Origin of the sequence: Paraburkholderia sp. GAS334 (assembly GCF_050436625.1) — a bacterium.
GTDB lineage: Bacteria > Pseudomonadota > Gammaproteobacteria > Burkholderiales > Burkholderiaceae > Paraburkholderia.
This window is the reverse complement of sequence record NZ_JBNDMO010000002.1, coordinates 163,452-182,142: the sequence shown is the minus strand read 5'-3', so window position 1 is coordinate 182,142 and position 18,691 is coordinate 163,452. Positions and strand designations below refer to the sequence as shown.

Here is an 18,691-nt window from a genome sequence, read left to right as displayed (position 1 = left end):
ATGCAAAAACATTCTTTGATTGCAGTCGCGGTGGCGTTCCTCGCCGCGGGCTGCACGATGGCGCCGAAGTACGAGCGCCCGGCCGCGCCCGTGTCGGACAGCTTCCCGACGGGCGGCGTCTACTCGACGCAGCCAGGTGCGGCCGATCACGGCACCCGTAGTGCGAACGGCCAGGCGGCGACCGATATCGGCTGGCGCGATTTCTTCACGGATCCGCGTCTGCAGCGGCTGATCGAGATTTCGCTGAAGAACAATCGCGATCTGCGCGTTTCGGTGCTGAATATCGCGGCTTCCCGCGCGCAGTATCAGATCACGCGCGCTGCGCTGTTCCCGACGCTGGATGCTGCCGCTTCGGAGAGCAAGCAGCGCACGCCGAAGGACCTGTCGATTGGCCGCCAGACGATCTCCAACACCTATTCGGTCGGACTGAATGCATCGTGGGAAATCGACTTCTTCGGGCGGATTCAGAGCCTGAAGGATCAGGCGCTGGCGCAATATCTGGCCACGGCGCAGGCGCGCAAGGCGGCGGAAATCGCGCTGGTGTCGTCGGTTGCCGATCAGTATCTGACGCTGCTTTCTACCGACGACCTGCTGAAGGTCACGGAAGGCACGCTGAAGACCGCGCAGGATTCGTACAACATCACGAAGCTGCAGTTCGACACAGGCACGGGTTCCGAGCTCGATCTGCGTCAGGCTCAGACCGTGGTCGAGCAGGCGCTCGCGAGCCTGCAGGTACAGACACGGCTGCGGGCGCAGGCGGAAAACGCGCTGGTGCTGCTGATTGGTGAACCCCTTCCGTCCGATCTGCCGCCGGGCCTGCCGCTGACCGACCAGAATGTCCTGACGGACATTCCGGCTGGGTTGCCGTCAGACCTGCTGCAACGTCGTCCGGACATCATGGAAGCCGAGCAGAACCTGCTGGCGGCCAACGCGAATATCGGGGCGGCGCGCGCTGCGTTCTTCCCGCGGGTTTCGCTGACCGGCAGCTTCGGCACGTTGAGTCCGACGCTGGGTGGTCTCTTCAAGGCGGGTTCCGCAGCGTGGTCGTTCGCGCCGCAGATCACGCTGCCGATCTTCGAGGGTGGCGCGAACATGGCGAATCTCGATCTCGCGAACGTACAGAAGAACATCCAGATCGCGCAGTATGAAAAGGCGATCCAGACGGCTTTCCGCGAAGTCGCCGATGGTCTGGCGGCGCGTGGCACGTTCGATCAGGAAATTGCAGCGCGCGAGCGCAATACGTTCGCCCAGCAACGCCGCTTCGAACTGTCGGACCTGCGCTACCGGAGCGGCGTCGACAGCTATCTGGCGGTGCTGACTGCACAGAACGATCTTTATCTGGCACAGCAGACATTGATTACCGCGCGTCTGCAGCGCCTGACGAACCTGGTCGATCTGTACCAGTTCCTCGGCGGCGGCTGGATCGAGCGGGCAGGCGAGCAGCCGCGTCCGGCCGATGCGCCGGTCGACTACGGCGCGGCTAGTGCGCCGGCAGCGGCTTCGGCGCCTGCTTCGGCGGGTTGATGCCTGGGGTCTGACTGATCCGGCGGGCTGTAGCTGTAATCGCTGGGATCGGAAGCAGCAAAAAAAACGCCACGGTTTCGTCAAACCGTGGCGTTTTAAGTTGTGGCGATCCGGCGAACCGGCGTTCGTTCGGTCCCGCGTTCCCCCACATCCCAACGTTCTGGCGCCCGCCGTGGATCGCGCGGTGCCCGCCCTTCAGTGCGCGTCTGCGGCACGCGCATCGAAATCGTGCGCGGTATGCAGCGTGTCGTCGCGCGACAGCAGTTCAGCGTTCACGCGGCCGTCGAAATCGTGGCCTGCGTGCCGGATCGCGTTCTTCGCCGCCCGCTCGCCTTTTACGCCGTTGAAGATCAGGTTCAGCACGACCGCAGAAACCGACGCCAGCAGGATCCCGCTATGCAGCAACGGCGACAGCGCGGGCGGCAGCTTCGAGAAGAAGTGCGGCGAGACGACCGGCACCAGGCCGAGCCCGATGCTCACCGCGACGATGAACAGGTTGTGGTGATTCTTCACGAAGTCGACCTTCGACAGCACCTTGATGCCGTTCGCCGCGACCATCCCGAACATCACGATGCCCGCGCCGCCGAGCACGAACGCCGGCACCGACGCCACCACCTGCGCCATCTTCGGAAAGAGGCCGAGCAGCACGAGGATCACACCGCCCATCGCGCAGACAAAGCGGCTCTTCACACCCGTCACGCCGATCAGGCCGACGTTCTGCGAGAACGACGTATGCGGAAACGAGTTGAAGATGCCACCGATCAGCGTGCCGAGACCGTCGACACGCAGGCCGCGCACGAGCGTCTTCTGATCCACCGGGCGATCGACCATGTCGCCGACCGCGAGGAACATGCCGGTCGATTCGATGAAGGTGACGAACATCACGGTGACCATCGTCGCGATCGAGAGCGGATCGAAGTGCGGCAGGCCGAAGTGGAACGGCATCACGAAGCCGACCCACGGCGCCGCCGTCACGCCTTCCATGTTGACGCGGCCGAGCAGCGCGGCAATCACGAAGCCCGCGACGATGCCGAGCAGCACGGAAATGTTCGCGATAAAGCCCTTGCCGAACTTGTTGATCAACAGGATCAGCATCAGCACGACAAACGACAGACCAAGGTAGACCGGGTTGCCATAATCCGGATTGCCGACGCCACCCGCTGCCCAGTTGATGCCGACTTCCATCAGCGACAGCCCGATCACCGAAATGACCACGCCGACCACGACTGGTGGAAAGAACCGCAACAGCTTGCCGATCGCCGGCGCAAGGAAAATGCCGACGATGCCCGCGGCGATCGTCGAGCCGAAGATATCGAGAATACCGAGCGACGGATTGGTGCCGATGGCGACCATCGGGCCGACGGCTGCGAACGTGCAGCCCATGATGACTGGCAGACGGATGCCGAAGATCCACAGCCCGAGCGTCTGGATCAGTGTCGCGATACCACATGAGAAGAGGTCGGCGCTGATCAAAAACGCGATCTGCTCTTTCGGAAGCTTGAGCGCGCTGCCGACGATCAGCGGGACGGCAACCGCCCCGGCGTACATGACGAGCACATGCTGAATACCTAACGTGAGCAACTGGCCGGCGGGCAGCCGCTCGTCGCACGGGTGAACCGTGTTCGATTGCATTTTGTCTCTCTCCACATCTCGTTTTCGGGATGACTCCAAGGTAGGGGGAATGAAAAGATGCAACAAGACCGCTGTGGCCTATTCCGGGCTTCGCGGCGATCATATGCCGGACGCGCGTTTGAAAGCCGTCCGAAATACGCGGGCGAGCCAATCCGGCGCTGAGGCCCGTGAGGCGGTGTGCAACGCGAATGCGGCCGGCGAGGTGCATATGACGCGATATGTGTGAAAATCGATGAGACGTATTCGGCGCAGCGCATAGTGTCGTTTCGACGCGCTCGTCCGCGTGGCGGGGTTAACCCGCGATTTGCGCTTTTTACGTCCCGACTGCGGCGCGTTGAACGCACCTCGCTTTCGCGTCAATTTCTCCATCTTTTTCATATTCCTCGCCCATGCGTTTTCTCGGCATCGACCTCGGCACAGGCTCACTGAAACTTTCGACCGTCGATGAGGAGGGGCACGAGCGTGCGACAGCGAGCGTCGCGTACGCAATCGCGACGCCGCATCCGGGCTGGGCCGAAATCTCCGTCGATACGTGGTGGCGCGCGCTCTGCGAAGCCGCAGCCAAACTGCCCGCCGACGAGCGCGATGACGTTCGCGCGATCGGCTTTTCCGGGCAGATGCACGGCGTCGTGCTCACCGACGCGCAGGGTCGCGCGGTGCGCTCCGCGATGCTGTGGCCCGATACGCGTGCGCTGTCGCTGCTGGATGCGTGGCCGGAGCCGCAACCCAATCCCGTTGCGCCTGGCATGGCTGGGCCGTTGCTGCGCTGGATCATGCTGAACGAGCCGCGCATGGCGGAATCCACGCGCTGGGCATTGCAACCGAAGGACTGGCTGCGCGTCGCGCTGGGTGGCGCGGTCGTCACCGATCCGTCCGATGCATGTGCGACCGCGCTTGCCGATCCGGCCGGCGTGTGGGATCACGCGCTGTTCGAGCGGCTCGGCGTGCCGCACGAATGGTTCGCGCCGCTTGCGCCTTCGTATGCGGCGGGGGGAGTGCTATCCGAAGCGGCAGCGCGCGCGCTGGGTTTGCGCGCGGGCATTACGCTTGCGACGGGCGCGGCCGATACGCCGTGCGCCGCGTTCGGCAGCGGCCTTGCAAACGATGGCGACGCGCTGCTTACCACGGGCAGTGGCGGCCAGATCGTCGTCCTCGCGACGGACGAGCCCAGCACATCGCGCGGTCTGCATCGCTATCGCGCGGCGACCGATCACTGGTATCGCATGGCGGCGATGCAGAACGTCGGTGTCGCGCTCGAAGCCGTGCGCGGCTGGCTGTCGTACGAATGGCCGGACGCCTATCGCGAGGCATTCGCCGATGCTGCTGCGCCCGGGCTCACCTTCCTTCCGTATCTCACCGGCGAGCGTTCGCCGTGGCTCAATCCGTCGGCGCGCGGCGGCTGGCTAGGCCTCGCGCTCGGTCACACGCGTGGCACGATGATGCGTGCTGCATTCGAAGGCGTCGCGTTTTCGCTGCGCGCCGGGCTCGACGCGATCCGTCGCAGCGGCGCCGAGGTCGCGTCGCTCAGGCTGGCGGGCGGCGGTTCCGTCGATGCGCGCTGGCGTCAGATGCTGGCCGACGCGCTCGATGTCGAACTGCACGCGGTCGATTGTCCTAACGCAGCGGGGCGCGGTGCGGCGATACTAGGCGGTCTCGCGAGCGGCCACTGGCACGCGTCGGATCTCGCGGCGCTTGCGCCTGCGACGACACGCGTCGCGGGTCCGCAAGGCGACCGTGCGCTGGCCGCGCGTTATGCGCGCTTCCTCGATCTATATGGACGCGTGGAGGACTGGTTTCCCGCACTTTCCACGGCTTCCACGCGAACCTGAACAGAACACGCAACATGTCGATCGACCCTGAAGGTCGATCTCCGCATTCACAGACTCAAAGGAGCATTCACGATGAAGACAAAAGCAGCCATCGCCTGGAAAGCCGGCGCACCGTTGACGATCGAGGAAGTCGATCTCGAAGGGCCACGCGCCGGTGAGGTGCTGATCGAAGTGAAGGCAACGGGGATCTGCCACACCGACTACTACACGCTGTCGGGTGCCGATCCGGAAGGCATCTTCCCGGCAATTCTCGGCCATGAAGGCGCGGGCGTGATCGTCGATGTCGGTCCGGGCGTCGGTACGCTGAAGAAAGGCGATCACGTGATTCCGCTTTACACGCCGGAATGCCGCCAGTGCAAGTTCTGCCTGTCGCGCAAGACGAACCTGTGTCAGGCGATCCGCTCGACACAGGGCAAAGGCTTGATGCCCGACGCGACGTCGCGCTTCTCGCTCGACGGCAAGCCGCTGTTCCATTACATGGGCACGTCGACGTTCTCGAACTACATCGTCGTACCGGAAATCGCGGTGGCGAAAGTGCGTGAAGACGCGCCGTTCGACAAGATCTGCTACATCGGCTGCGGCGTGACGACGGGCGTGGGCGCCGTGGTGTATTCGGCGAAAGTTGAAGCAGGCGCGAATGTCGTCGTGTTTGGTTTGGGCGGGATTGGCCTGAACGTGATTCAGGGCGCAAAGATGGTTGGGGCGGACAAGATCATCGGCGTCGATCTGAACCCGGGCCGCGTCGAACTCGCGAAGAAGTTCGGCATGACGCACTTCATCAACCCGAACGAAGTCGAGAACGTGGTTGACCATATCGTGCAGCTCACCGATGGCGGCGCCGACTATTCGTTCGAGTGCATCGGCAACACGAAGGTAATGCGTCAGGCGCTCGAGTGCACGCACAAGGGTTGGGGCCAGTCGTTCATCATCGGCGTGGCGGCAGCGGGCGAAGAGATCAGCACGCGTCCGTTCCAGCTCGTGACGGGCCGCGAGTGGAAAGGCTCGGCATTCGGCGGCGCGCGTGGCCGCACCGACGTGCCGAAGATCGTCGACTGGTATATGGAAGGCAAGATCAATATCGACGATCTGATCACGCATCGTCTGCCACTCGAACGCATCAACGAAGGCTTCGATCTGATGAAGAAGGGCGAGTCGATCCGCTCGGTCGTACTGTACTAACGTACCAGGGGCGTTTCATGCTCGAACTTCTGTCTTCGCACGCATGCTTCGGCGGCGTGCAGCGGTTCTATCGTCACGATTCGTCGACGATCGGCCTGCCGATGCGCTTCTCGGTGTTTCTGCCGCCGCAGGCGTCGCACGGTAACGTGCCGGCGCTGTTCTATCTGGCCGGTTTGACGTGCACCGAGGAAACGTTTCCGATCAAGGCGGGTGCGCAGCGCTTCGCAGCGCAGCACGGCATCGCGCTGATCGCGCCGGATACCAGCCCGCGCGGCGCCGGCATTCCGAACGAAAGCGCCGCGTGGGACTTTGGCGTCGGCGCGGGCTTCTACGTCGATGCGACGCAGGAACCGTGGTCGAAGCACTTCCGGATGTACTCGTACATGCGCGACGAACTGCGCGAAACCGTGTTGGCGAATCTGCCGGTCGATGGCTCGCGGCTCGGCATCTTCGGCCATTCGATGGGCGGGCACGGTGCGTTGATGATGGCGCTGCGTAATCCCGGGATCTATCGATCGGTATCGGCGTTCGCGCCGATTGCCGCGCCTTCAAGATGTCCGTGGGGCGTGAAGGCGTTCAGCGGATATCTCGGCGACGATCGCAACGCGTGGCGGCAGTACGATTCGAGCGAACTGGTTGCGAGTGCGTCGCACAGGTTCGCCGAAGGGATTCTGGTCGATCAGGGTTTGTCGGACCAGTTTCTGGCCGAGCAACTGAATCCGGATGTGTTCGAGGCCGCGTGCCGTGCCGCAGGACAGCCGCTGACGTTGCGTCGTCATGAAGGCTACGACCACGGCTATTATTTCATCCAGAGCTTCATCCAGGATCATGTCGCGCATCACGCGAAGGTGCTGCTCGGATAAAGCGTTGCGTTCGTGACGATGTGAAAAAGGGACGCCGGATGTTCTCCGGCGTCCCTTCTCCCTGGGCGCGAGAAGCGTTTAACGTCGGCCTAAAAAACTTCCACCGTAGACCAGCGCGGCGAGCGCGGTGATCCAGAAACTCGTGGGCCAGTCCGTGTAGAACGCGAGCGTCACGCCGAGCCACGCCTGCGCCAGCGCCAGCAGCGCGGCGAGGATGAGACCGGTGGAAAGGCGCGTCGTGAGATTCTGCGCGGCGGCAGCCGGCCCGACCATCAGCGTGAACACCAGAAGTACGCCGACGATCTGCGTACACGCCGCGACGGCGAGCGCCGCAATCGCGAGAAACAGCACGGACACGAGCCGCAGCGACACGCCTTTCGCTTCCGCGAGTTCCGGCTGCAACGATGCGAAGAGCAACGGCCGCATGATCGCCGCGAGCGCCAGCAGACTCACGATGCCAAGCGCGGCGAGCACCGCGAGCGTCGACGTATTCACGCCGAGCACGTTGCCGAACAGCAGCGCGGTGACCTGCGTCGCGTACGCGGTGAAGAAATGCAGAAAGAGCAAACCGAAGCCGAGCGCGAGCGACAGAATCACGCCGATCGCGACGTCGCGTCCGGCGAGCCGTTCGCCGAGCGCGCCCATACCGACGCCCGCCGCAAGCGTGAAGCCGATCATCCCCCAGATCGGCGAAATGCCGATCAGCACAGCGCCCGTCGCACCGGTGAAGCCGACGTGCGACAGCGCGTGGCCGGCGAACGTCTGCCCGCGCATCACCAGAAAATAGCCGACGATGCCCGCCAGCACCGCGACGATCCCCGAAGCGGCGAATGCGTTCACCATGAAATCGTATTCAAACATCGTGCGTGTGTCCGTCGCGGTTTGTGTGGCTGTGCGCCTTCGAGTGTGAATGCGAATGGCCGTTGTGGTCATGCCCGTGCGAATGTCCGCCGCCGTGATCGTCTTCGTGCTCGTGGTCGTGCTTTTCGACTTCGACGTCGCCAGACATCACGAAGATGCGGCCATTCACACGCATCACGTCGATCGACGAACCGTAGAGTCGCGACAGCACCGGCTTCGTGATCACTTCATCGACGGTGCCAAGCGCCGCCACGCCGCTGCCGAGATACAGAACACGATCCAGCGCATGCAGCAGTGGGTTCAGCTCATGCGCGGAAAACAGCACCGTGATGCCCAGTTCCTGCTGTACGCGTCGCACGAGTTCGACGACGCTCTTCTGATGATGCGGATCGAGGCTGATCAACGGCTCGTCGAGTAGCAGCAGACGCGGATTGCCAAGCAGGCATTGCGCGAGCAGCAGACGCTGGCGCTCACCGCCCGACAGCTCCGACAACGGCCGCAAGGCGAGATCGCGTGCGCCAACCAGATCGAGCACGCGATCGACTTCCGTCCGCGCCGCGGCGCCGCCATGCGGCAGACCCCAGCGGTGTCCGTCGGCGGCCATCGCGACGAAATCGCGCCCGCGCACGCGGCGGCCGGCGAGCGCGCTGCGCGTCTGCGGCATATAACCGATCGACGGATTACCGCGCTCGACCGGCTGCCCAAGCGCGCGGATCGCGCCGCTCGCAGCCGGCACGAGGCCGAGCACCGCGCGCATCAGGGTGGTCTTGCCCGCGCCGTTCGGCCCGAGCACGCCAATGAACTCGTTCTGGTTCACGACGAGGCTCGCGTCGTTCAGGATCGTGCGTCCGCCCAGTTCGAGCGTGACGTGATCGAGTTCGAGCACGGGAGCGGAGCCGCGCGGCGCGGCGCCAGTCGGTGTCATTGCGTAGTTCCTTTTGCCTTGTCGGCAGCGCCGCTCTTTGCCAGCGCCGCACCGAGGTCGTCGAGTTGCGACAGCATCCATTGCTGGAACGTCTTGCCCGCCGGTTGCGTCTCGGTGACGCTCACCGTCGGCACATTCGATTGCTGCGCGAGCTTCAGCATCCGTTTTGTCAGTGCTTCGGTGGCCTGGCTGTTGTAGATCAGCACGCGTACGCGCTTCTCGCGCAGATCGCGCTCGAACGCGGCGATATCCGACGCGCTCGCTTCAGTGTCGTTCATCGCGGCGAGCTGGAAGCGCTGGTTACGCATGTCGAGACCGATTGCGTCCGACATATAGCCGAACACCGGTTCCGTCGCGGTGACCGGCGCGTGCGCATAGCTCGCGTGCAACGCGGCAACCTTTGTATCGAGCGGCTTCAGCGAATCCAGAAACGTCGCGAGGTTCGCATCGTACGCCGATTTGTGCGACGGATCAGCGGCAATGAGCGCCGCGCTCACCGCGCGCGCAACCGCCGGCATCGTCGACGGCGCGTACCAGAGATGCGGATTGTCGCCGCTTTTCCGGCCGGTAAGGTCAGCGGCGACGATCGTTGTGCGCTTCCCGTTCTTCGATGCAGCGAGCAGCTTCGCCATCCACGGATCGTAGTCGGCGCCGTTGTACACGACAAGGCTGGCGTTCTGCAACGCGCGCGCTGTCTTCGGGCTGGCTTCGAACAGATGCGGATCCTGATCCGGGTTGCTGAGGATGCTCGTCACGCTGACGTAATCGCCGCCCAGCTGGTGCACGACGTCGCCATAAAAGTTCTCAGCCGCGACGACTGGAATCTTCGTATCGGCTGCGACGGCGGCGTGGCCAGTCATCAGCATGAGCGCGCCGGCCGCCAGACACGTCGACACAACGCGTGCACGGCGCACGCGATTCCATAGCGAATCGGCTGTTCTCATCGTCGGGTCCTTGAAAGGTGGGCGTTGACGTCCCTTCCGGCGTCAAAGCGCCGCGAGAGCGGAATGATATAACGTATCGCAAAATTATGACACGACGTGTACCTTAACCTGGCCAGCAGGCATGGCGCGAAGCGGGTAAACACTGCCGCGTTGCAGCATCGAAATCCTGCATTGCGCCTTGACATGACCCGATGCGTATCCGATCATTCGATCACAAGTAGAGCAATTGTTCGCGCATTGGGCGTTCGCTCACTGCGCAGAACGCAGAATGAAACCGGAGACAGCATTGAACGCGCGATTGCAGGACAAGGTAGCGATCCTGACTGGTGCAGGAAGTGGAATCGGCGAAGCGGTAGCCCGGCGTTATCTCGACGAAGGCGCGCGCTGCGTGCTGGTCGACGTGAAGCCCGCAGGCGAATTCGCGCAGGCGCTTACGCAAAGTCACAGCGATCGCGTGCTGACGATTTCCGCCGACGTCACGCGTCGCGACGATATCGAGCGCATCGTGTCGGCCACGCTTGAGCGTTTCGGCCGCATCGATATTCTCTTCAATAACGCGGCGCTGTTCGACATGCGCCCGCTCCTCGATGAATCCTGGGATGTGTTCGACCGCCTCTTCGCCGTCAACGTGAAGGGCATGTTCTTCCTGATGCAGCGTGTCGCGCAGAAGATGGTCGAAGAGGGGCGGGGTGGCAAGATCATCAACATGTCGTCGCAGGCGGGCCGCCGCGGTGAAGCGCTGGTATCGCACTACTGCGCGACCAAGGCCGCCGTGCTGAGCTATACGCAATCCGCGGCGCTGGCCCTCGCGCCGCACAAAATCAACGTGAATGGCATCGCACCGGGCGTGGTGGATACGCCGATGTGGAACGAGGTCGATGCGCTTTTCGCACGTTATGAAAACCGTCCGCTCGGCGAGAAGAAGCGTCTTGTCGGCGAAGCGGTGCCGCTCGGCCGTATGGGCGTGCCGGACGATCTGACGGGCGCGGCGCTGTTCCTCGCGTCCGCCGATGCCGATTACATCACCGCCCAGACGCTCAACGTCGACGGCGGCAACTGGATGAGCTGACCGAAATACGCCGTACCCATCCGCCAGAAGCATCACTCGAAGAACGACTAATCCAGAAGGAGACAACTCATGAAACCAGCCTTCCAGACCGCGCTCAAGCTATTTGGCGCCAGCGCGGCCGCGTGTGTCGCGTTGAACGCATCGGCCGCGACCGTCACGATCGCAGCCCTCAACAACCCTGACATGATCGAGCTGAAGAAGCTCTCGTCCAATTTCGAGCAGGCCAATCCCGACATCAAGCTGAACTGGGTGATTCTCGAAGAAAACGTGCTGCGCCAGCGCGCCACGACGGACATCACCACCAACAGCGGCCAGTTCGACGTGATGATGATCGGCACGTACGAAACGCCGCAGTGGGGCAAGCGCGGCTGGCTCGTGCCGATCACGGGCCTCTCCGCCGATTACGATCTCAACGACGTCGTGAAGACGGCGCGTGACGGCCTGTCGTACAACAACCAGCTGTACGCGCTGCCGTTCTACGTCGAAAGCTCGATGACCTTCTACCGCAAGGATCTGTTCGCGGCGAAGGGTCTCAAGATGCCCGACCAGCCGACTTACGACCAGATCAAGGAATTCGCCGACAAGCTCACCGACAAGGCGGGCGGCGTCTACGGCATCTGCCTGCGCGGCAAGGCCGGCTGGGGCGAAAACATGGCCTACGTGACGACGCTCGTCAACACGTACGGCGGCCGCTGGTTCGACGAAAAGTGGAACGCGCAGCTGACTTCGCCGGAATGGAAGAAGGCGGTGAGCTTCTACGTCGACCTGCTGAAGAAAGACGGCCCGCCGGGAGCCAGCTCGAATGGCTTCAACGAAAACCTGACGCTGATGTCATCGGGCAAGTGCGCGATGTGGATCGACGCGACGGTCGCGGCCGGCATGCTGTACAACAAGGCGCAGTCGCAGGTCGCGGACAAGATCGGTTTCGCCGCGGCGCCGACGGCTGTCACGCCGAATGGTTCGCACTGGCTGTGGTCGTGGGCGCTGGCAATTCCGAAGTCGTCGAAGCAGCCGGACGCCGCGAAGAAGTTCATCTCGTGGGCGACGTCGAAGCAGTACATCGAACTCGCCGCGAAGGATGAAGGCTGGGCATCGGTGCCGCCGGGAACGCGTGAGTCGACCTACGCTCGCCCTGAGTACCAGCAGGCCGCGCCGTTCGCGGGCTTCGTGCTGAAGGCGATCCAGTCGGCTGACCCGACGCGTCCGACCGCGAAGCCTGTGCCGTACACCGGCGTGCAGTTCGTCGGCATTCCGGAGTTCCAGTCGTTCGGTACGGTGGTCGGTCAGAGCGTCTCGGGTGCAGTCGCGGGCCAGATGTCGGTCGATCAGGCGCTCGCTGCCGGTCAGGCAACCGCCGAGCGCGCCGTGCGTCAGGCGGGTTACGCGAAGTGACTTCGATGTAATTCGCAGTAAAAGCGCCGGCTGGCGTTTAAACGCCAGCCGGATCGCAGCAGCACAGCGGGCCGCCCGCAACTTCGCGGTCCGCGAACTACCAGACAGGTGGTCCGATCATGCGTCATCTGCGCCTTCCTCTCATGCAAGTCCATCCCCAAACCGAACAGGAACGCGAAACCCGCAAGGCGGCGTCCGCACGATGGCTGGTCTCGCCATCGGTTGCCGTGCTGCTGTTGTGGATGGCGATTCCGCTCGCGATGACGATCTGGTTTTCGTTCTCGCGCTACAACCTGCTCAATCCCGATGTGAAGGGTTTCGCGGGCCTCGACAATTACAAATACCTCGCCAGCGATCCGGCCTTCGGTCCGTCGATCCTGATCACGCTGGAATTGATCGGCTCGGTGCTGATCATTACGGTGGTCGGCGGGATCCTGATGTCGGTGCTGTTCGATCGCAAGTTCTACGGCATGGGCGTGGCGCGGCTGCTCGCCATCGCGCCGTTCTTCGTGATGCCGACGGTCAGCGCGCTCATCTGGAAGAACATGATCCTGCACCCGGTGTACGGTCTCGTCGCGCAGGGCATGCGCGCGATCGGGCTCACGCCGATCGACTGGTTCGCCAACTATCCGCTCACGGCAGTCGTGATGATCGTCGCGTGGCAGTGGTTGCCGTTCGCGTTTCTGATCCTGTTCACGGCGATCCAGTCGCTTGACCAGGAGCAGAAGGAAGCGGCGCGTATCGACGGCGCCGGTCCGTTCGCGATGTTCTTCTTCATCACGCTGCCTCACCTGCGACGGGCGATCGCGGTGGTGGTGATGATGGAAACGATTTTCCTGCTGTCGATCTTCGCTGAAATCTATACGACGACGGGCGGTGGCCCGGGCACGGCGACGACCAATCTGTCGTACCTGATCTACTCGCTCGGCCTGCAACAGTTCGACGTCGGTCTGGCTTCCGCTGGCGGGATTCTCGCGGTGGTGCTGGCGAATATCGTGTCGTTCTTCCTCGTGCGTATGCTCGCGAAGAACCTGAAAGGGGAGTACGAAAAATGAGCCAGCTTGCTGCCACTTCAGCTGCACCTGCGTCGTCGATCAACTCGCCGATGGCGAAGCTTCGACGCGGCATTCCTGGCGTCCTCGCGTGGCTGGTCGCGCTACTGCTGTTCTTCCCGATCTTCTGGATGACGATCACGGCATTCAAGACGGAGCAGCAGGCGTACGCGTCGTCGCTCTTCTTCATCCCGACGTTCGACAGTTTTCGTGAGGTATTCGCACGCAGCAACTACTTCTCGTTCGCGTGGAATTCGATCCTGATTTCGGCGGGCGTGACGGTGCTGTGTCTGATACTCGCCGTGCCGGCCGCGTACGCGATGGCGTTCTTCCCGACTCGCCGCACACAGAAAGTCCTGCTGTGGATGCTGTCGACGAAGATGATGCCGTCGGTCGGCGTGCTGGTGCCGATCTATCTGCTGTGGAAAAACAGCGGCCTGCTCGATACGGTGTCGGGTCTCGTGATCGTCTACACGCTGATCAATCTGCCCATTGCGGTATGGATGTCGTTCACGTACTTCGCGGAAATACCACGCGACATTCTCGAAGCAGGGCGGATCGACGGTGCGGCGACGTGGCAGGAAATCGTCTACCTGCTGATGCCGATGTCGCTGCCGGGTCTTGCATCGACGGCGCTGCTGCTCGTGATCCTGTCGTGGAACGAGGCGTTCTGGAGCATCAACCTGTCGAGTTCGCACGCGGCGCCGCTGACGGTTTTCATCGCGTCGTATTCGAGTCCTGAGGGTCTCTTCTGGGCGAAGCTGTCGGCGGCCTCGCTGCTGGCCGTCGCGCCGATCCTGATCGTCGGCTGGCTGTCGCAGAAGCAACTTGTGCGTGGCCTTACGTTCGGTGCGGTCAAATGACCGTGTCGAATCACGCGCTGATCTGCGACTGCGATGGTGTACTGATCGACAGCGAAGCCATCGCCGCGCGGATGCTCGTGCACGAACTGGAATCGCGCTGGCCCGGCGTGGACGTCGAGCCTGTCCTGATGCCGCTCCTCGGCCTGCGCACCGAGCGCGTGCTCGATGCGACGGCCGCGCATCTCGACAGAACGCTGAGCCCCGCCGACGTCGACGCGATCCGGGACGCGGTCAGCGCCGGTGCGATGGAGGCGCCGCTCGTCGAAGGCATCGTCGCGGCGCTCGGGCAGATTCCGTTGCGCATGGCCTGCGCGAGCAACAGCAACACGGCGTATGTGCAGGCCGTGCTGGCGCGCACCGGGCTCGTCGCGTTTTTTGGCGAGCGGGTGTTTTGCGCCGACAGCGTGGCGCAACCGAAGCCCGAGCCCGACGTCTATCTGGCCGCGGCGCGTGGGCTGAATCTGACGGCTGACGCGTGCCTTGTCGTCGAAGACAGCGTGACCGGTGTGACGGCCGCGAAGGCCGCGGGCATGACGGTGATCGGTTTTATTGGCGGCGGTCATGCGAATGAAGCGCAGATCGAAGCGCTGCGCGCAGCGGGCGCGGTGCATGTGTTCGACGATATGCGGCAACTGCCGGTATTCGTCACGCAATGGATGGAGCGCGTCGCCATCGGTTCGCACTGATGCGAATGCGGCGCGCACGATTAACGTGGAAGTGGAAGCATAAAGCAGCACCATCGGGAGACACATCATGGCAAGCCTGACCCTGCGCGGCATCGCGAAGCGCTACGACGAAACCGAAGTGATGCGCAACATCAACCTCGACATCGCGGACGGCGAATTCGTCGTGTTCGTTGGCCCGAGCGGTTGCGGAAAGTCGACGCTGATGCGGATGATCGCCGGCCTCGAAGACATCAGCAGCGGTGATCTGAACATCGACGGCACGCGCGTCAACGACATTCCGCCCGCCAAGCGCGGCATTGCGATGGTGTTCCAGTCGTACGCGCTGTATCCGCATATGACGCTGTACGACAACATGGCGTTCGGCCTGAAGCTCGCCGGCACGAAAAAGCCGGAAATCGACGCAGCCGTGCGCAACGCGGCGAAGATCCTGCACATCGATCATCTGCTGGATCGCAAGCCGAAGCAGCTTTCAGGTGGTCAGCGTCAGCGCGTTGCGATTGGCCGCGCGATTACGCGCAAGCCGAAGGTGTTCCTGTTCGACGAACCGCTGTCGAACCTCGACGCCGCACTGCGCGTGAAGATGCGCCTCGAATTCGCGCGTCTGCACGACGAGCTGAAGACGACGATGATCTACGTGACGCACGATCAGGTCGAAGCGATGACGCTGGCCGACAAGATCGTGGTGCTGTCGGCGGGGAACATCGAGCAGGTCGGCAGCCCGAACCGGCTGTATCACGCGCCGGCGAACCGCTTTGTCGCGGGCTTCATCGGCTCGCCGAAGATGAATTTCTTCGAAGGCACGGTACAGTCTGTTTCGGCGGAGGGCGTGGTGGTGCGCTACGAGACTGGCGAGACGCAGCGCGTGGCGGTGGAGCCTTCGAAGGTAAAAGAGGGCGACAAGGTGACGGTGGGCATCCGTCCTGAACATACGCACGTGAATTCTGGTGAGAATGGTGTGTCGGTGACAACGATGGCGATCGAATCACTCGGCGATGCGGCGTATCTGTATGCCGAAAGCAGCGTGGCGCCGGATGGCGTGATTGCGCGCATTCCGCCGCTGGAAAGACATGACCGCGGTGAGACGCTGAAGCTTGGGACGACACCGGATCATTGTCATCTGTTCGATGCGAATGGGCAGGCGTTCGAGCGGAAGATTGTTGAGGTGTTGGCGGCCTGACTGGCAACTGACTGCTGCGCCGCCTTACTTCTCCGGGGCGGCGCAGTTTTTTTAGCGTTTGCGCGCGGGTTTTGGCGCGCCTTGTGTTCCCTCTTCCAGCGCGGCCCGCGCACATCGTTCGTCGGTAACCAGCCCCGACAGCCAGCCGCCTTTCAGCGCGGCGATCACCGCATCGCGTTTCCGCTCACCACCTGCAAATCCAATCGTCGGGCGCTTAGGCGGCGAATCAAGATACAGACTCGTCACGCGATTACCCGTCGGCGACGCGACACGTGCACCTGAAGCGTTGATCGGCAGCCCAAGCATCTCCGCCACCGCGCCACGCTGCACCAGATCTTTCACCTCAGCCGACGTAATAAACCCGTCCTCATGAAGCGGACAGTTCGGCCCGATATTGCCGATCCCGACAAACGCGACATCCGCCGACCCCGACAGCGATTCAACGATGCGATACAGCCGGTGATTGACCCACTGCGCGCGCTCGGCCTCGCTATCCGCAATCAGTGGCGCTGGCAGCAGAAAATGCTTGCCGCCGGTTTTCTCGGAGATATGCAGCGCGACGTCGTAGCGGTTCGACGAACCATCCTGTGCGATCGCGCCGACCATCGATACAAGCCGATGCTGCGGCCGGTCCAGCTGCGCGATCTGGTCGACGGCTGCCTTCAACGTGCGCCCGCTGCTCACCGCGACGATCATCGGTTTTTCTTCGAGCAGATAGCGCTCCATCACCTGCGCGCCGGCCACTGCGAGTTTGCGATCGATCTCTTCGGGACTGTCGTCGTCGATCGGCACGATCTCGCAGGACGTCAGTCCATAGCGCTTCGACAGCTGATCAGCAAGCGCGAGGCAATCGGCCAGCTGATGATCGACACGCACGCGGATCAGGTTCTTCTCGACCGCGAACGCGACGAGCCGTTGCGCGACCGGGCGCGACACCTGCAGCTTTTCCGCGATCTCGTTCTGCGTATTGCCCGCGACGTAGTAGAGCCACGCAGCGCGGGTGGCGAGATCGAGTTTTTCGGTAGACCTGGACACGATGGATCTTTGACGTGAGCGGCTTGCGCCGCGTGACAGGGTTCGGTGCGTCGACGAACGTGAATGGATCGCGCGCGGATGATAGCAGTCGCTTCTCTAAAACCAGGCGCGCGTTCAGACTGCGAACGCGCTCACACCAGGCGCTCGCGCGCGGGATCGAACAGCGGACGCACGTGGCGGTACAGCGCGCGATACGTATCGAGCCGCGCGCGCAACGCCGCGTGGCGCGCGGCATCCGGGATGAATTCGATTTCGACGGGCGGCTTGGTCAGCACCGTCGCCGGGTCGCCACCCGCTGCCAGCCAGCCCAGCCGCGCCGCGCCCAGCGCCGCGCCGGTTTCGCCGCCGCCGTGCTTGCGCGTCGGTGTATTGAGCGCGTCGGCGAGCAGTTGCGCCCAGTAGCTGCTGCGCGCTCCGCCGCCGATCAGCGACAGTGCGCGCGCCTCGGTGCCCGCGGCACGCAGCGCGTCGAGGCCATCGGTGAGCGCGAGCGTCACGCCTTCGAGCACGGCGTAGCCGAGCAGCGCGCGATCAGTCGCGTGCGTCATGCCGAAAAACACGCCCTGCGCGTACGGATCGTTGTGCGGCGTGCGTTCGCCAGAGAGATACGGCAGAAACAGTGGCGCAGTGGCCAGCGCTTCCGGTTCGAGCGCGGCGACTTCGGCAAGCAAGGTCGGTTCGTCGGTCGAGGTGAGCTTGCAGACCCAGCGCAAGCAGCTTGCCGCCGACAACACCACGCTCATCTGATGCCAGCGGTCGGGAATCGCGTGACAGAACGCGTGCACGGCAGAAGCCGGATTCGGCCGGAACCGGTCGCCGACGACGCACAGCACGCCCGACGTCCCGAGCGACACGAAGCCGTCGCCCGGCTGGATCGCACCGATGCCGATCGCGCTGGTCGCGTTGTCGCCGCCGCCTGCCGCGACCACGACGCCATCCTGCAAGCCAGATTCACGCGCCACGTCCGGCCGCAGCGTGCCGGACGGCGCGCTGCCTTCGGCAAGCCGCGGCATCTGCGCGCGACGCATGTCGCACGCGGCGAGCAGGGCGTCCGACCAGTCGCGCTTCGCGACGTCGAGCCACAGCGTGCCGGCCGCATCCGACGGATCGGACACCTTCTCGCCGGTGAGCATCAGACGCAGGTAATCCTTCGGCAGCAGCACGCAAGCAGTCTTGCGGAAAATCTCCGGCTCGTGCCGTTGCACCCACAACAGCTTCGGCGCCGTGAAGCCGGGCATCGCGAGATTGCCCGCAATGCGATGCAGATCCGGCGCGCGCGCGGTCAGTTCGTCGCATTCCTCGACGCTGCGCATGTCGTTCCACAGGATCGCCGGGCGCAACACGCGATCTTCCGCGTCGAGCAGCACCGCACCGTGCATCTGGCCGGAAAGGCCGATGCCGCGGATCTGCGCGAATTCGTCGGGATGGCGTTCGCGCAGCGCGGCGAGGGCGGCGCGCGTGCCGTTCCACCAGTCGGCCGGATTCTGCTCGGCCCATCGTTGATGCGGACGCGAAACGGTAAACGGTGAGCCGGCGGTGCCGATCACGCGTCCGGTGGGCGCGAGCAGCAGGACTTTTACTTCGGACGTGCCGAGGTCGATGCCGAGATACATGGGCGCGGAACCTTCGTCATTAGGATGCGCTACTTTAGCCGCACGCG

General features: G+C 63.5%; 16 protein-coding genes. 10 read left to right on the top strand and 6 right to left on the bottom strand.

The features are described from left to right. Positions 1 to 1,524, top strand: coding sequence for an efflux transporter outer membrane subunit (locus P3T21_RS04210; RefSeq protein ID WP_429254675.1), 1,524 nt, complete (start codon positions 1 to 3; stop codon positions 1,522 to 1,524). Between the two features lie 195 nt (positions 1,525 to 1,719). Here the strand turns inward: P3T21_RS04210 and P3T21_RS04205 are convergent, their stop codons facing one another. Further along, positions 1,720 to 3,156 (bottom strand): nucleobase:cation symporter-2 family protein, encoded by a 1,437-nt coding sequence (locus P3T21_RS04205; RefSeq protein ID WP_429254674.1) that lies wholly within the window; start codon positions 3,154 to 3,156, stop codon positions 1,720 to 1,722. 389 nt (positions 3,157 to 3,545) lie between these two features. Here P3T21_RS04205 and P3T21_RS04200 point away from each other — a divergent pair, with 389 nt between their 5' ends. The 3 genes from P3T21_RS04200 (at position 3,546) to fghA (ending at position 7,027) form a co-directional block, all read left to right on the top strand. Next, positions 3,546 to 4,985 (top strand): xylulokinase, encoded by a 1,440-nt coding sequence (locus P3T21_RS04200; protein ID WP_429254673.1) that lies wholly within the window; start codon positions 3,546 to 3,548, stop codon positions 4,983 to 4,985. Between the two features lie 72 nt (positions 4,986 to 5,057). Further along, the gene (locus P3T21_RS04195) at positions 5,058 to 6,164 is read left to right on the top strand and encodes an S-(hydroxymethyl)glutathione dehydrogenase/class III alcohol dehydrogenase (RefSeq protein WP_028197996.1); all 1,107 of its coding nucleotides are present in this window, start codon (positions 5,058 to 5,060) and stop codon (positions 6,162 to 6,164) included. A 17-nt stretch (positions 6,165 to 6,181) separates the two neighbouring features. After that, on the top strand, positions 6,182 to 7,027 hold the full coding sequence (gene fghA, locus P3T21_RS04190; RefSeq protein ID WP_429254672.1) for an S-formylglutathione hydrolase: 846 nt from the start codon (positions 6,182 to 6,184) through the stop codon (positions 7,025 to 7,027). 78 nt (positions 7,028 to 7,105) lie between these two features. Here the strand turns inward: fghA and P3T21_RS04185 are convergent, their stop codons facing one another. The 3 genes from P3T21_RS04185 to P3T21_RS04175 are packed head-to-tail and all read right to left on the bottom strand — an operon-like array spanning position 7,106 to position 9,757. Beyond that, on the bottom strand, positions 7,106 to 7,888 hold the full coding sequence (locus P3T21_RS04185) for a metal ABC transporter permease (RefSeq protein ID WP_429254671.1): 783 nt from the start codon (positions 7,886 to 7,888) through the stop codon (positions 7,106 to 7,108). Then, complete coding sequence (locus tag P3T21_RS04180; RefSeq protein ID WP_429254670.1) at positions 7,881 to 8,813, bottom strand: ABC transporter ATP-binding protein; 933 nt, start codon at positions 8,811 to 8,813, stop codon at positions 7,881 to 7,883. The genes P3T21_RS04185 and P3T21_RS04180 overlap by 8 nt, the downstream gene beginning before the upstream one ends. Continuing rightward, entirely contained in the window at positions 8,810 to 9,757 is a 948-nt protein-coding gene (locus tag P3T21_RS04175) for a metal ABC transporter solute-binding protein (protein WP_429254669.1), read from the bottom strand. Before P3T21_RS04175 ends, P3T21_RS04180 begins: the two co-directional genes overlap by 4 nt. A 268-nt stretch (positions 9,758 to 10,025) precedes the next feature. Between P3T21_RS04175 and P3T21_RS04170 the strand changes: the two genes are divergently transcribed. From P3T21_RS04170 to P3T21_RS04145, 6 genes are all read left to right on the top strand, one after another. Further along, positions 10,026 to 10,826, top strand: a complete 801-nt coding sequence (locus tag P3T21_RS04170) for an L-iditol 2-dehydrogenase (RefSeq protein ID WP_429254668.1) — start codon at positions 10,026 to 10,028, stop codon at positions 10,824 to 10,826. 69 nt (positions 10,827 to 10,895) lie between these two features. Then, positions 10,896 to 12,218, top strand: coding sequence for an ABC transporter substrate-binding protein (locus P3T21_RS04165; RefSeq protein WP_429254667.1), 1,323 nt, complete (start codon positions 10,896 to 10,898; stop codon positions 12,216 to 12,218). A gap of 119 nt (positions 12,219 to 12,337) precedes the next feature. Then, the gene (locus P3T21_RS04160) at positions 12,338 to 13,273 is read left to right on the top strand and encodes a carbohydrate ABC transporter permease (protein WP_429254666.1); all 936 of its coding nucleotides are present in this window, start codon (positions 12,338 to 12,340) and stop codon (positions 13,271 to 13,273) included. After that, entirely contained in the window at positions 13,270 to 14,133 is an 864-nt protein-coding gene (locus P3T21_RS04155; protein WP_429254665.1) for a carbohydrate ABC transporter permease, read from the top strand. The genes P3T21_RS04160 and P3T21_RS04155 overlap by 4 nt, the downstream gene beginning before the upstream one ends. Continuing rightward, positions 14,130 to 14,819 (top strand): HAD family hydrolase, encoded by a 690-nt coding sequence (locus tag P3T21_RS04150; RefSeq protein ID WP_429254664.1) that lies wholly within the window; start codon positions 14,130 to 14,132, stop codon positions 14,817 to 14,819. The genes P3T21_RS04155 and P3T21_RS04150 overlap by 4 nt, the downstream gene beginning before the upstream one ends. 67 nt (positions 14,820 to 14,886) lie before the next feature. Continuing rightward, on the top strand, positions 14,887 to 15,996 hold the full coding sequence (locus P3T21_RS04145) for an ABC transporter ATP-binding protein (protein WP_429254663.1): 1,110 nt from the start codon (positions 14,887 to 14,889) through the stop codon (positions 15,994 to 15,996). Between the two features lie 51 nt (positions 15,997 to 16,047). Here P3T21_RS04145 and P3T21_RS04140 read toward each other — a convergent pair whose 3' ends face one another. Continuing rightward, the gene (locus tag P3T21_RS04140; protein ID WP_429254662.1) at positions 16,048 to 17,031 is read right to left on the bottom strand and encodes a sugar-binding transcriptional regulator; all 984 of its coding nucleotides are present in this window, start codon (positions 17,029 to 17,031) and stop codon (positions 16,048 to 16,050) included. A gap of 131 nt (positions 17,032 to 17,162) precedes the next feature. Continuing rightward, positions 17,163 to 18,644, bottom strand: a complete 1,482-nt coding sequence (gene xylB, locus P3T21_RS04135; RefSeq protein WP_429254661.1) for a xylulokinase — start codon at positions 18,642 to 18,644, stop codon at positions 17,163 to 17,165. Positions 18,645 to 18,691: the final 47 nt, after the last annotated feature.